At 40.6% G+C, this 13,482-nt stretch carries 12 protein-coding genes; 3 read left to right on the top strand and 9 right to left on the bottom strand.

Annotation, left to right across the window (positions count from 1 at the left end):
- Positions 1-43 precede the first annotated feature (43 nt).
- Entirely contained in the window at positions 44-1,072 is a 1,029-nt protein-coding gene (locus PBAT_RS17555; protein WP_068651341.1) for a YkvI family membrane protein, read from the top strand.
- Here the strand turns inward: PBAT_RS17555 and PBAT_RS17550 are convergent.
- Genes PBAT_RS17550 through PBAT_RS17540 form a run of 3 tightly spaced genes read right to left on the bottom strand, consistent with a single transcriptional unit; the run spans position 1,047 to position 6,687 of the window.
- On the bottom strand, positions 1,047-4,244 hold the full coding sequence (locus PBAT_RS17550) for an AAA family ATPase (RefSeq protein ID WP_068651339.1): 3,198 nt from the start codon (positions 4,242-4,244) through the stop codon (positions 1,047-1,049). The genes PBAT_RS17555 and PBAT_RS17550 overlap by 26 nt on opposite strands.
- Positions 4,244-5,548 carry a metallophosphoesterase family protein gene (locus PBAT_RS17545; RefSeq protein WP_068651337.1) on the bottom strand — a complete coding sequence of 435 codons (1,305 nt, stop codon included), beginning with the start codon at positions 5,546-5,548 and terminating at the stop codon, positions 4,244-4,246. The genes PBAT_RS17550 and PBAT_RS17545 overlap by 1 nt, the downstream gene beginning before the upstream one ends.
- A 2-nt stretch (positions 5,549-5,550) precedes the next feature.
- On the bottom strand, positions 5,551-6,687 hold the full coding sequence (locus PBAT_RS17540; protein WP_068651335.1) for a glycosyltransferase family 4 protein: 1,137 nt from the start codon (positions 6,685-6,687) through the stop codon (positions 5,551-5,553).
- A gap of 157 nt (positions 6,688-6,844) precedes the next feature.
- Here PBAT_RS17540 and PBAT_RS17535 point away from each other — a divergent pair, with 157 nt between their 5' ends.
- Entirely contained in the window at positions 6,845-7,990 is a 1,146-nt protein-coding gene (locus tag PBAT_RS17535; protein WP_149466304.1) for a GGDEF domain-containing protein, read from the top strand.
- Between the two features lie 105 nt (positions 7,991-8,095).
- On the top strand, positions 8,096-8,533 hold the full coding sequence (locus PBAT_RS17530; protein WP_068651409.1) for a MarR family winged helix-turn-helix transcriptional regulator: 438 nt from the start codon (positions 8,096-8,098) through the stop codon (positions 8,531-8,533).
- A gap of 72 nt (positions 8,534-8,605) precedes the next feature.
- Here the strand turns inward: PBAT_RS17530 and PBAT_RS17525 are convergent, their stop codons facing one another.
- The 6 genes from PBAT_RS17525 to PBAT_RS17500 all read right to left on the bottom strand — a co-directional run bounded on the left by PBAT_RS17525 (position 8,606) and on the right by PBAT_RS17500 (position 13,361).
- Positions 8,606-9,031: an Ohr family peroxiredoxin gene (locus PBAT_RS17525; RefSeq protein WP_068651333.1), complete on the bottom strand. Its 426-nt coding sequence runs from the start codon at positions 9,029-9,031 to the stop codon at positions 8,606-8,608.
- Between the two features lie 169 nt (positions 9,032-9,200).
- Complete coding sequence (locus tag PBAT_RS17520) at positions 9,201-10,001, bottom strand: Cof-type HAD-IIB family hydrolase (protein ID WP_068651407.1); 801 nt, start codon at positions 9,999-10,001, stop codon at positions 9,201-9,203.
- 47 nt (positions 10,002-10,048) lie between these two features.
- Positions 10,049-10,798: a pseudouridine synthase gene (locus PBAT_RS17515; protein ID WP_068651331.1), complete on the bottom strand. Its 750-nt coding sequence runs from the start codon at positions 10,796-10,798 to the stop codon at positions 10,049-10,051.
- A 160-nt stretch (positions 10,799-10,958) separates the two neighbouring features.
- Entirely contained in the window at positions 10,959-11,429 is a 471-nt protein-coding gene (locus tag PBAT_RS17510; RefSeq protein WP_068651329.1) for a DUF309 domain-containing protein, read from the bottom strand.
- A complete protein-coding gene (yjbM, locus tag PBAT_RS17505; RefSeq protein WP_068651405.1) occupies positions 11,419-12,231 on the bottom strand; it encodes a GTP diphosphokinase in 813 nt (270 codons plus the stop codon). Before yjbM ends, PBAT_RS17510 begins: the two co-directional genes overlap by 11 nt.
- Before the next feature lie 35 nt (positions 12,232-12,266).
- Positions 12,267-13,361, bottom strand: coding sequence for a quinone-dependent dihydroorotate dehydrogenase (locus tag PBAT_RS17500; protein ID WP_068651403.1), 1,095 nt, complete (start codon positions 13,359-13,361; stop codon positions 12,267-12,269).
- Positions 13,362-13,482: the final 121 nt, after the last annotated feature.

Genomic DNA, 13,482 nt, shown 5'->3' with positions numbered 1-13,482 from the left:
CATACCTTGTACTAATGGAAGTCTACGTTCAAGGAGGAAAAGGATGAAAAACGCTGTCCGGATTATGCAAATTGCATTCACTTACATAGGTACCGTTGTTGGCGCAGGATTTGCCACTGGACAGGAAATTCTCCAGTTCTTCACCCAATATGGCAAATGGGCTACGTTCACCATTATCCTCTCAACTGTCCTTTTTATTTGGTTGGGTACGAAAATGATGATCATTTCTCGAAAAATTCATGCGAAATCATATGAGGATCTCAACAAACATCTATTTGGACATAAGTCAGGCGGATACATCAGCATTATCATGCTTTTCATTCTCATCGGAGTAAATAGTATCATGTTAGCAGGCGCTGGTTCCGTATTTGTCCAACACCTCAATCTACATTACCAGACAGGTCTTATCCTAACTGTTGTTGCATCGTATTTTTTACTCAATCGAGGCATGAACTCCATTATGTACATGAATAGTATTGTAGTACCTATGATGTTGACTCTTTCCCTACTCATTATCTCAAATACATGGCAAATGCCCAATGCAAATAGCTTTCTAACCTTAACTACAGACCGTAACCTAACCATGGCATGGCTATCACCCATTCTATATACGGCTTTCAATCTTGTTATGGCTCAAGCCGTGCTTGTCCCTCTTGGTAGCCATACAGAGAGTATCTCAGCCATTAAATGGGGAGGCATACTCGGGGGGATAGGTGTAGGCTTTATGTTAATGGCCGCACATTTTGCGATGTCCGCGAATATGCCTGGCATTATGCAATATGAAATCCCCATGGGAAGCATCGCTTTTCAATTGGGCGTTGTTGTACAAATGATCTACGTAATACTCATTTTCTTGGAAATATTCACCACATTTGTCGCCGATGTATATGGTGTAACCTTGCAGCTGCAACAACATTTCAATTATTCTCCCAAATTAATCGCTATTGTCGTCATGATGTTATGCTTTCTATTCAGTCAATTCGGCTTCAGTAATTTGTTATCTATTCTATATCCATTATTCGGTTTTCTGAGTTTACTATGGGTCGTCAAACTGATGGTTGTAAAGAAATAACATTTACAGTAGGATCAATACTCTGAATATGCTTGACCACATAGGGATGACACGTCATCATAATAATTTGACGATTTAAGGATATCTCTTGAAGTAAGGATAATGCTGAAATCATTCGTTCCTCGTCGAAATTCACGAAGATATCGTCAAATAGTAAAGGGATCGCCGTTGTTGTATTCATCGTATTGGCTAACGCAAATCTCATGGCTAAATACATTTGTTCAGCTGTCCCACGACTTAATTTGCCACTATCGATCAGACCTGAATTACGATGTTCAGCAAGTAACTCCTTCGCACCTAATTTCATCACAATTCGAGTATATGCACCATTGGTTAAACGTTCGAAATATATGGATGCCATCTTCAAAACTTGAGGTTGTTTCTCCTCTTCATAAACACGCCGAGTTCTAGAGATGAGTTCCGCACATATAGACATCACTGCATAGTTCGAAGTCATCTCTTTCAATGCTGCTTTCTGTTCTTCTAGTTGCTGAAGTGCAGTATCATGAAGGCATAACAACTCTAATTGATCTTTCTCTTGTAACAACCTTCCATGCTGCTGTTGTAATTCGTTCCAACGTATTTCAATCTCATTCATTATCAACTCATCGTTGTTGCATGCCAATTCTAATTCCATCTCATCTTGCATATTCAACACATGCAGGATTTCTTCTTTACGTCGTTCATCTGAGCCACTAAACATAACAATTCCAAATTGGCGAATGGTACCCGATAATTCTTGGCGTCGACTGTATATTCTCCCAGATCGCAAGAAATCTTCTCTACTATTCGCCTCTCCCTCCATCATCAGTTCTTGCATGAGAGCAGAGATACGCTGCAGATCATCCGTAATAAGCTTGGCATCTTCATGGACTGCCTCTAATCTAGATAATAATCCATCTCGTTTACGGAGAACTTCCTGGTAGTCGATCCATTCCTTCTTCTTCAATTCAATCCATGCCCCTGGAGACAAGTCCTTATTCTCTACTCCCGTAGGTAACAGACTAGAAATATCGTGTTCATAATCAAGACAGTCCTGTTCCAACTGATACTCTTTGCGGCGTAGGTTGTCCAGGTTATCAATATTCTCTAACCCTTGCTCCGCAAGTCCAAACATATCAAGTACGGCTTCCGGTGAGAGTTGGTCATTTAACTCGCGATCTTGTAACCAGTTACCCCAGCTTTCCTCTAGCTCTTCAAAGGTACGTTCTTCCTTTGCAATACTTTCTCCAAGCCTTGACAGTTCACGAGAAAGAACATGAACACGTTCTTGGCAAACCTTCTGTTCTGCATACAATTTATCCAACTTTTGTTGCCATGATTGCCATACATCCATCATTTTACGTAATTCACGTATGCTGGATTCTAACACTCCTGCATCTACAGAATTCCTCTTATAACCCTCACTTCCTGCGGCATTCAAGGGATCTGTAATAAGTAAAGACATCAGCTTAGTAATACGTTCAAGTTCGGTAGCTTCATCGGTAATATGACTTAATTCAGAGCGCTTAACTTGTGGAGGTGACGACTTCATAACCACATTCCACAATAGAATGACATCCACTATTAGCAATAGAGACCCTATGGAAACAGTTGCCTTCATGGAACCCATACTCCACAAGACAAGAATAGGCGTGACGATCGTTAAGATCCCACTTCCCCACAAAAGATTAAGATACATATTCTTCATACGACGCTTTATATCTACTTCATTATCTACTTGTCCACTCGCTGACAGCCTTAGTATTCGATTCTCACGCCACCGTTCAACCGCTCCTTGAAGTTCATTCCACAACGTAGCCATTTCTTGTGGGCTATGAGGTACCATCATAGCAAATCGGCTACGCCCAGTATCTTCCTCTTCCTTGGTGATTTGTCTAGCTTTACGATAATCGTCCTCTGCTAAATCTACCTGTCGTCGTAGCTGTTGTGTCTCTTGTCCCAGACTTTCTATTCTGCGGTCATAGGAGGCGAAACCTACAGCATATCGTCGGACAGATTCACGTTCACCAACTGAAGTAGAGAACTTCTGAAGTTCATTCCTGCTCCAAGCCGGATTAATCTGACGCAAAATATGAGTTAACCGCTTATCCAATGAAGTTGCTTCAGCTTTCGTCTCCCCCCAATCTCTCTTTCTAACTTCGTACGATTCTCGACGATTGCTTAACCGCTCTATAACACTACCTTGTTCCTCCAGTTGCTCATCTCTCGGCAAGTTATCCAATTGAGTATGTAGTTCTTCTTGAATTCGGAGCAATTGAGTGTGTCTTAGTGAGGCTGCTTTCTCTTCTCCTTCAAGTGACTCCCATCTTCGCACTCCGTCCTCAGGAAACGAAGAAACCAACGGATAAGAAGCATGTTCCATCATTGCTTCGCTCCACTTTAACCACATCGGTCTGATTTCCTTAGCTTTTTTTAGCAATTGTAGCTTTAACGATTGCTTATGGCGAGCTTTCTCTTCTTGATGAAGTATCTGAACCGTTTCATTTAGCGTTATTACATTCACATTATATCTTTGAAGGAAAGAGCGACTTTCCACAATGTCTCTCTCAAGTTGCTCCATAGATTGTAATACTTTCGCTATTTCTTGCACACGGCCCTTCGGTTTATAAATTTTCTCCATATCCTGAACAAGCTTTCGTTCTGCCTGAATAATTTCACCGCCACCACCTATCCCCGCATGGAATAAATAGCTACTCATCTCATCGGATTGCAGTGTACGTATTTCCTGAAGTTCACTCAGCGAAATCGCAAATAGCTGGTTGAATATTTCCCGGGACATACCTCCCAACAGCTCACGTTCCATATCCTGTTGGGTAAAGTTACGAACTTGTCCATGTTCATCTGTCTTGACAATAGTAAGTTTCTCCAATCGGGTTCCAGATCCCGTACTTGCATCTCCAGATGTTGCAAACCGTGAAACAGTCCATCTCGCCCCATCCTCATCTATTACATTCAGAACACCACCATGAACTCCACCAGCAAGGGGCTCATATCTTTCTGTAGGATATGTACGACTAGGAATTCCGAATAGCATTGCTCTTACAAATTGCATAAGCGTACTTTTACCTGCCTCGTTCGGCCCCATGAATACTGTAATTCCTGACTTTATCGTAATATCCTGTTCCTTCATGCGTCCAAAACCATGAATCTGAAGTCTTTCAATTCTCATCAATTTCTGCCTCCATCAGCAGCCTTATCGAGTAGTAACACTGCGCCAAGTTCTCCGGCGCGGTATAGCCACTCCTGTCTCTCTTGTTCACTATACTCGCCTATAATTCGTCTGATCTCTCTGTTGCTCATTAATGGAGCCAAAGCTTTCTCCACTAATTCTTTAGCTAATGCATCATCTTGCTCCGCTTGAACCTCAAGACGGATCATTTCGCCTAAGAAACTATCTTCTCGCATCATGTCATTTCGATCGATTTCAATCCCTGATTGGAGAGAAATACTTTCGCTCCAGACTAATCCTCCGAAATGCCCACTCTCTGCTCTCGCTAGTTCTCTACGTCGAAGTTCCTGCTCTAGTTCGCTTACTACATGTCCCTTTTCTAATTCACGATGTAACGAACTACGACCTGTCATTATCCAGCGAACGATACTCATCTCTTCAGGGCGAAGTCGTCGAATAGCATCGACCTTATCCTCAACTCGGATTCTCCATTCATCTTCATTGTGAATACCTTCAATCGATATTTCTTCGCGAAACCAACGAACGCTGTCTAATTCATGAAAGTTCATATGAAGCGAAGAATCTTCCAACACGTCTACAACATAGCAACCCTTAGGACCGGTCTCCTTCACACTTCTTCCTTGAATGTTACCTGCGTATACAATATGTGGAGATTCCTGTATGACCCTACGTTGATGAATATGACCTAACGCCCAATAATCATAACCCGATGCTTCTAGCTGCTTTCGAGTGCAAGGAGAATAAGTCTCATGCCCGGGATCTCCATCCACATTGGCATGATGAATTGCAATATGAAACAAATGAGACTCTGGATCTCTTTGAAACTTCATAGCAGTATTCTCTGTAACCTTAGACGTAGGATAAGAAATCCCACTTATGACCGCTACCTCTTGTTGGTCACCCCGACGTCGAGCTATATAACTCTCAATTTCAGCACCGAACACATGTACATGCTCTGCATTCTTAATTTGAAGACGAGGACCATCTAAAGGATCGTGATTCCCATGAATAAGATAGATATGAATTCCGTGCCTACCCAGTTCTTCAAATGCATCTTGTAACGAGAGATGCGCTCTCAACGAGCTATCTGCTGCATCATATATATCGCCACTAATTACCATGAAATCCACTTGTTTCTCTATAGCCAGCGTCATTAAATGACGTAACGCTGTAAAGGTTGAATCCCTTAGATGTTGGCGTAAAGTATCCGACAACCCCTTCATTCCAGTGAATTTACTGTCTAGATGAAGATCAGCGGTATGAATGAACCGAAAAGGAATCATGATTACTCACTCTTTCTTCCGTCAAATTGTAAATACATTTTCTTGAGTTCGTTAACTACATGAGTCAATGAATAATGACTTTTCGCTTTTTCCCAAGCTGAACGGGCAAGTTCATAGCGATAGGAGGGATCACTAATGAGTTTCTCCAAGGCTTCACTTAGTGCTAGATAATCTTCTACAGGAACTAGCAAGCCGTTAATCCCATCCTCTATTTGCTCAGGAATCCCCCCCACATCCGTCCCAACTAGCGCAAGGCAACTTAGTGCCGCCTCAGCAAATACAGAACCAAATGCCTCTGCTCTAGAAGGCAATACGAATATATCAAAGAAAGGAACAAATTCTTCTGGATGCAAGGTATATCCATAAAATATCGTTTCATTATAAATACCTAGATCCTGTGCTAGTGTTTCCAGTTCTTTACGGAAAGGTCCATCCCCAATAATATGCAACACATAATCATAGCCTCGTTTTTTAAGTTCGGCACAGGCTTTGAATAGAATATCTAAACCTTTAGCAGGAACCAAACGACAGACGCATACGAGTTGGGGTACCTCATTCTCGTGAGGAACCGGTTTGAATCGCTTCTCATCAAATCCATTTGGAATGACGTGAATAAGGTCGGGTTGATCCACGAAAGAAGAAATATATCCCGCAAAAGACTGAGATACCGTTATTAATCGCTCACTCTTCATTTCTAATTCACGATACAAGGACACTAGAAATTGATGCTCAAGTCCATTCTCTTCAATACGTCCATTGAGAATTAACTCTCGTTCATAACTTGAGTGAATCGTTTGGATAAGAGGAACATTTGGAAACACATGCTTTAGCGCTAGTCCTGCAATCGGATGATGCGCGTGTATGAGTTCATATGGTTGTTGAATCCGCATGCGAGTCCACCAGATATAATCTCTGTACGTCTGAATATATTTCTGCACAATTTCGCTCTCAGCATATACAGTCCAATCGAACGTATCGAATACAATGTCTTCCCGTCCCTTATTTCGTAGTCTCCTAGGAAGCCAGAACAATTCCATCTCCCAACGTGAAGAACTGAATCGCTCTTGCATATAGGGAATCATGGATGAAACACCACCTGGTTGCTCTGGTGGAAAAAAAAGTGCTTGAAGTAATTTCATTGTGTATTCCTTCTTTCTATTATGCCCTTAACTATTCATAATTTGAGGATATATGGTATATTTAGAACATATGTTTCAATTTCTAATACATAGAAAACGCTTAATCTCTTTAAATGGTATTATGCAAACACGCCACTTACAGGAACGAGGAATAACGATGCCATCTTCACCGTGGTCCTCCCCTATCCTATCGGGGATCGCCTCAGCAATCGGTCTATACATTGTACTCATTATGACGGTAATGTGCCTCATTATGTATAGCAAGCAACGCAAGAAAGCATACATTTATATGGTACTTGCCTTCCTCTTTATTATGACATATGAAGGGATGAACATCCATTTCAACCTTTCACACGACAATCAAGATCAATCGATTTGGCAGGCAAGAATGCAGGTCTTTTCCTTTCTCATTTTAAATGTCTCTGTCTATCTCCTTTATAGAAAAATGAGTAAGAAAGCCTATGTCATTCTTGGATTTATGTTCCTTCTTTTCTTTGTTCCCTTCTTTTCTTCAGGTTTATCGTTATTTCACATCAGTTCAGGGCAACTGCTCTATCTCAGCCTTTATCAAGGAATCATTATTATCATAGGTTTCAGTGTGATATCTCCACGTATTGGCCAACGAAGTAAATATAATTTGGGCATTCTGATTATTCTAATTTGGGTTATCATGAATCTCATTTATCGATATGCAGACGATTGTGGTACTGCTTTCAATACGGTGAGAATGTTTCTGCCTCTGATCTATTACACCGTCATCTTTTTTATATTGTTTGAACGAATTGTAGAGCAGATGCAATCTATCTATCGTTCCTCGATTACGGATGGATTAACTAATCTTTATAACCGTCGATTCTTCATGAAGAATATAAATCGATATGTAGATCAAGGTCTGAAGGTCTCTGTTATCTTTTGTGATATCGATAATTTCAAGAAGTTGAATGATACACAGGGACATGGTAAGGCAGACCAAGTGCTGCAACAGGTATCCGCCATTCTAGAGGAAGAAGTATCTAGCTATGGCCTGACAGGCAGGTACGGGGGAGAAGAACTCGTAGCAGCAATCGTAGACAAACGTGCGAAAGTAAATCAGATAGCAGAAAGTGTGCGAACACGTGTCGAACTCGAGACCATCGTGACGATTAGCATTGGATATAGTAGTCTTAGAAAGAATGTAACAGCAGAAGAATTGGTATCACAGGCAGATCAAGCCATGTATCGCTCCAAGACAACGGGTAAGAATAAGGTCAGTCCTTTTTATACATCTTCATCCACAAAAGAAGCCAAACAGCTCTCCTCTTGATCTCAATTACGGATAATGCTTTATTTTATAGGGTATAAAGATTATATTAAAGAGAAGTGTGATATGTATTACCTATCACATGGACTACTACTAGCTGGTGATATGATGAAAAATAAGATAGAACATGTACTAGAAGATCAATTATGCTTCCTTCTTTATGCAAGTTCGAGGGAAATGACAAAGAAGTACAAACCACTACTTGATAAACTGGATGTAACCTATCCTCAATATCTTGTCCTACTTCTACTATGGGAACAAGATATTCTCACAGTCAAAAAGTTAGGAGAACTGCTTTCTCTTGACTCAGGAACCCTGACTCCGATGTTAAAACGAATGGAGCATAACGGTCTAATTGAACGCAACCGGTCCACTCAGGATGAACGATCTGTTATGATTCAGCTGACTGAAAAAGGACTTAGCCTAAAAGTAGAGGCCTGCTTCATCCCTGAACGTATTGCGGATATGTCTGGTAAGGATAAAAAAGCAGTTGAAGATCTAAAATCCTCACTGCTACAGTTATTAAAAACTTTAGAAGAGTTCTAGTAAAACACAAAAACGCTTGAGAAGTCTCAAGCGTTTTTGTGTTTGATCTAATGTCTATGACGCCATAACATATTAATCCACAGTGATTTCAAAGGATACGTCTATATTGCCACGAGTAGCTTTGGAATAAGGACACATTTCATGCGCTTTATGAACCAACGCTTCGAATTTCTCTTGATCTATCCCCGTTCCCTTTACAGCTAACTTTACAGCTATGCTATATTGATGCATCTCGCCCATCAATAGACTGACACTAGCCGTTACTTTGGAATCAAAATTTACTTTCTCAACTTTACCAACGGATTGTAAAGCACTATCAAAACAAGCCGCATATCCAGCTGCAAATAGTTGTTCCGGATTCGTTGCTTCAGGTATCTCTATTGCCCTAGGGGTCCCAGGCATCGCAATTTCAACTGTAAAGTTTCCATCCTCAGAAACGGCTACTCCTTCTCTTCCCCCAGCAACTGTTACTGTTGTTGTAAATAATGTTTTTGTCATTATTAATATCCCCTATCTCGTTATATTGGTTGTGCACAATTTAATTTTATACTAATAAATAACAAAGTGCAAGGATATATTATTTGTTATTTAAACAAAATAAGACTACCTCAATCCGCTTGTTATGCAGAAAGGGTAGTCTAAAGGCTGATTTATTTATCAATTTCTATTATGAAAGGCAATATTTAAGAAGAGCAACATGCACACCATCTTCATTATTCGATAGCGTTATTTCATCAGCAGCTGCTTTAACTTCTATCGGAGAATTATCCATTGCGATACCTTTACCAGCATAGGTAAGCATCGTAATATCGTTATGATAATTCCCTATAGCCAGAATCTCTTCCTGTTGAATTCCTCGTTTTATAGCAAACTGTTTAAGTGCATTTCCTTTAGAAGCCTCTTTATCCATCAGGTCAATGAAGTATTCACCACTACGAAGCATATTAAGATCAGATGTCCATGTGCTAAATTCCTTATAAGCCTCATCCAATTGTGCCGACTCACCGAACATCGTAAATTTCACGATAGGATCCTTTAAGTCAGTCCATGCTGGCAAATTAAAAGGTAAAGTCAAAAAGTTCTCATACATACTACGAACCTCTACTTTCAGATTCTCCACACTTTCAACGAACATTTCAAACGCTGTATTTACGTCAAAATGAATATCCTTCTCACGACAATATTCAATATACGGTGTTAAAGCCCCTGAGTCCATTGAGAATTGATGAACAATTTCTCTTGTCTCGACCTTTGCAGTGGCTGCGCCATTATGACTGATAACATATCCCATTAATCCCATCTTTTCCATAAAGGGAATGGAGTTCTGAGGGCCACGGCCTGTACATACAATAATCTCTGCTCCTTGCTTAGATACTTCCTTTACCGTCTCCATTGTCTGTTCACTTATATCATGATCATCATTCAGAAGTGTACCGTCTAGGTCCAGTGCAATTAGTTTGTATTTCATTTCTCCATCCATCCTTTTCTATCTCTATATTTATCTACATCTATCTATTATGATTCCTTCACTAACAAGGATAACTCTTCTGGGGTCAATTCTCGATATGTTCCAATTTCTAGTGTAGGATCAAGATTGAGTTGCCCCATCTGAACACGTTTGAGATAGATCACCTTTTTACCAACAGCCTCGAACATCCGCTTGACTTGATGAAACTTCCCTTCATGTATCGTCAGTGAAATCTTAGAAATCACCCGATCTCCATGCTCCTGACTATGCACAACTAACTCGCCAGGTAACGTCTTGTACCCATCATCGAGCGTAACTCCAGCAGCGAACTGCAAAACATCATCCGGCCCAACATCCCCATCAACAAGTGCCTCATAGGTCTTAGGTACATGTCTTCGCGGAGACAAAAGGCTGTGTGCAAGCTTCCCATCATTCGTTAGCAACAGTAATCCCTCTGTGTCTTTATCTAGTCTTCCCACAGGAAAGAGTTCAAACACAGAATCCTTAGAGTCTATTAGGTCTAACACAGTAGCTTCTCGCTTATCTTCTGTAGCGGACACTACCCCAGGAGGCTTATGCAACATAAGATAGATAAACTCTTTGTATTCAACCCTCTCGCCATTTACCTCAATAGAATCTTTATAAGGATCCACGTGCAAGCCTCTATCTTTCACAATGACGCTATTCACCTTAATAAATCCTTGCTTCACCATGATTTTTATATCATTTCTCGAACCATAGCCTATATGAGCCAGAATTTTATCAATTCTTTGCGTCGTCCGTTTTCCACCACTCATTGTGATCCACCTCCTTGATAACTATAACTGCTATTCTACCTCTTCTTACAAAACAGATTAATTCAAACATAACTTCTATTTACGGAGCAACCCGCTATGAGGTATCATAGCGGGTTGTTTCATACATTATACCAAAGGTAACATTGTCCACTAACCAAGATTATTCATCCACATGTGACTGTCTATTCCTCGGACGATCCGGTGGCTCCGGTCCCCGCCGTTGCGGAATATTAGGTATAATTGTTCCTTCAACACAATCTACCGCAAGTTGCAGTTCTGGATCAACAATAATAATGGTAAGGTCGTAATACGGAAATGGAGACTCCTCATATTGCTCTAATTTCTTAGCATAAAGGCGCACTTGGCTTACTAATGAACCCATCTCAATACCAAGCGTGTCCACAGGGTATTTCTCCAGTTGATCTGCAGCACTGTGCAACATCTTCCTACCACCTGTTACATTATTATTACGGAAATGATACAGCCCTACTGCCACCTGAAGCAGTCCTTTATATAGTGGATCGCGATTATTATGAAGCCACAGTTCTTCTAGTACCTCATGACATTCGAAATAGTCTTGATCTCGATTGAAATAGATGAGATAAGAAAGATATAAATTCTCATATTTCATCGGGATTCTGACCTTTTTTTGTTAAAGTAATCAGTTGCTTCACCTCATCCAATAACAACTTCATCTCATCCATATCATGTCTCTGCCAGATGTCATTGAATCGATCTTGGAATCCAATAGCCTCATTAACCAAATGATAGAAATACAACTGGTGGATAAGTGAAAGAACCTGTGTTGTAACATTTGAATCTTCCTCAAATTGCATCTGTGCTTCTAATATATCTTCACGGATACTCGACATCTCGTTATCCAATATAGATGCAGCTTCTCCTGCCTTCGTCAACCGTTTGCGAATATTATCTGGTAAGCTCTCACGGTATTTATAACTAAGGGAATGTTCAATGGTAGCCCAGAAGTTCATCGCTAATGTACGGATTTGAATTTCAGCTAGAACAATTTTCTGTCCAAGAGCGGTTTGTACTGGATATTCAATAATCATATGAAAGCTACGATAACCACTTTCCTTATAATTCGTAATATAATCTTTCTCATACAGTACTTTCAGATCTTTGCGATTACGAATATATTCAGCTACGCGCCGTATATCTTCGACGAATTGGCACATGATCCGAATTCCCGCTATATCCTCGATCCCACTCTCAAGTTGGTCCATAGGAACATTTAGGCGCTTTGCCTTATTGAGAATGCTAGATATTTTCTTGACTCTACCTGTTACAAACTCAATGGGAGCATATTCTTCACGCTTCTTCAATTCAGAACGCATCGTTTTAAACTTAACTTTAAGTTCTTCTACTGACTGTTCATATGGGAGCAAAAACATGCTCCAATCCCTGTTGTCTATCCCCATATTCCACCGAGCCTCCTATCTGTTCACCTTCAGTTATGATCTGCACCTACCGCTTCTGATATATGCTTGAATCCATCCTGCTGTAGGCATTTTCTTAACTCTGCATGTATTTTCCGATTCACATCCGGCCCTTCAAAGATAAGGGCAGTATAAATTTCAACCAGACTTGCCCCCGCCTTAATTTTCTCATAGGCATCTTTACCAGTAAAAATTCCCCCTGAACCGATAATCGGTAGGCGGCCATGACTCCGTTTATAAATGCGAGATATAATTTCTGTAGATCGACTTCGAAGCGGTTTGCCACTCAGTCCTCCACTTTCCTTGGCGTTTTGATGATTCAGTCCTTCACGAGATAAGGTTGTATTCGTCGCAATGACTCCTGATACGCCACTTGATTCAAGAACATCTATCATAGACTCGAGTTCTATATCGCTCACATCTGGTGCGATCTTTACCAATATATGCTTAGAAGAACCATGCTTAATGGACTGTTCCTTCATTTCTTCCATGATAAAGCCAAGAAGAGAAGATAGTTCATTACCATACTGCAGATTACGCAAGTCCGGCGTATTCGGTGAACTAATGTTTACAACAAAGAAATCACCATAAGGGTATAGCGTACGAATACATTTCTGATAATCCATGTAGGCTTCTTCGTTTGGCGTAACTTTATTCTTCCCAATATTAATAGCCACAGGAATTCGTCGACTTTGATTTCCAGAAAGCTTCCGAGCCATAGCTTCCGCACCTTCATTATTGAAGCCCATGCGATTGATAAGTGCTTCATCTGTTGGAAGTCTGAACAGACGCGGTTGATCATTCCCAGGTTGTCCTATAGGTGTGACAGTTCCTACTTCCATAAATCCAAACCCTATCGATGAGAACCCCTCTACAGCTGCCGCATTCTTATCTAATCCTGCTGCAAGGCCAACTGGCGTAGGGAAATGTAATCCGAACAAATCAACTGCTAAATCTGAAGTTTCTTCCACTCCCCATATACTATGCAAAGCTTTAGCTGCACCTGGTACGGCACCCGCAGTATGTAATCCTCCAACGACTAGATGATGCGCCTTCTCTGCATCTATTTTAAATAATAACGGCTTAGCAATATTTCTGTATAACACAGGTTTATCTTCAACTCCATCCACATTTTTCTCTGTACTTCATTTTAGCCTTTTACGGACTAAAAAGAAAGTAATACAACCCTTTAATGTTCCACAATATCTCCAAAATAGCGCTATAGCA

The organism is Paenibacillus antarcticus, assembly GCF_001637225.1.
Lineage (GTDB): Bacteria > Bacillota > Bacilli > Paenibacillales > Paenibacillaceae > Paenibacillus_AQ > Paenibacillus_AQ antarcticus.
This window is presented reverse-complemented; position numbering and strand designations above follow the sequence as displayed.

Excerpts from the sequence above, each read along its gene's own strand:
- PBAT_RS17555 (WP_068651341.1), top strand. The coding sequence starts at position 44 with ATGAAAAACGCTGTCCGGATTATGCAAATTGCATTCACTTACATAGGT.
- PBAT_RS17550 (WP_068651339.1), bottom strand. The coding sequence starts at position 4,244 with ATGAGAATTGAAAGACTTCAGATTCATGGTTTTGGACGCATGAAGGAA.
- PBAT_RS17545 (WP_068651337.1), bottom strand. The coding sequence starts at position 5,548 with ATGATTCCTTTTCGGTTCATTCATACCGCTGATCTTCATCTAGACAGT.
- PBAT_RS17540 (WP_068651335.1), bottom strand. The coding sequence starts at position 6,687 with ATGAAATTACTTCAAGCACTTTTTTTTCCACCAGAGCAACCAGGTGGT.
- PBAT_RS17535 (WP_149466304.1), top strand. The coding sequence starts at position 6,845 with ATGCCATCTTCACCGTGGTCCTCCCCTATCCTATCGGGGATCGCCTCA.
- PBAT_RS17530 (WP_068651409.1), top strand. The coding sequence starts at position 8,096 with ATGAAAAATAAGATAGAACATGTACTAGAAGATCAATTATGCTTCCTT.
- PBAT_RS17525 (WP_068651333.1), bottom strand. The coding sequence starts at position 9,031 with ATGACAAAAACATTATTTACAACAACAGTAACAGTTGCTGGGGGAAGA.
- PBAT_RS17520 (WP_068651407.1), bottom strand. The coding sequence starts at position 10,001 with ATGAAATACAAACTAATTGCACTGGACCTAGACGGTACACTTCTGAAT.
- PBAT_RS17515 (WP_068651331.1), bottom strand. The coding sequence starts at position 10,798 with ATGAGTGGTGGAAAACGGACGACGCAAAGAATTGATAAAATTCTGGCT.
- PBAT_RS17510 (WP_068651329.1), bottom strand. The coding sequence starts at position 11,429 with ATGAAATATGAGAATTTATATCTTTCTTATCTCATCTATTTCAATCGA.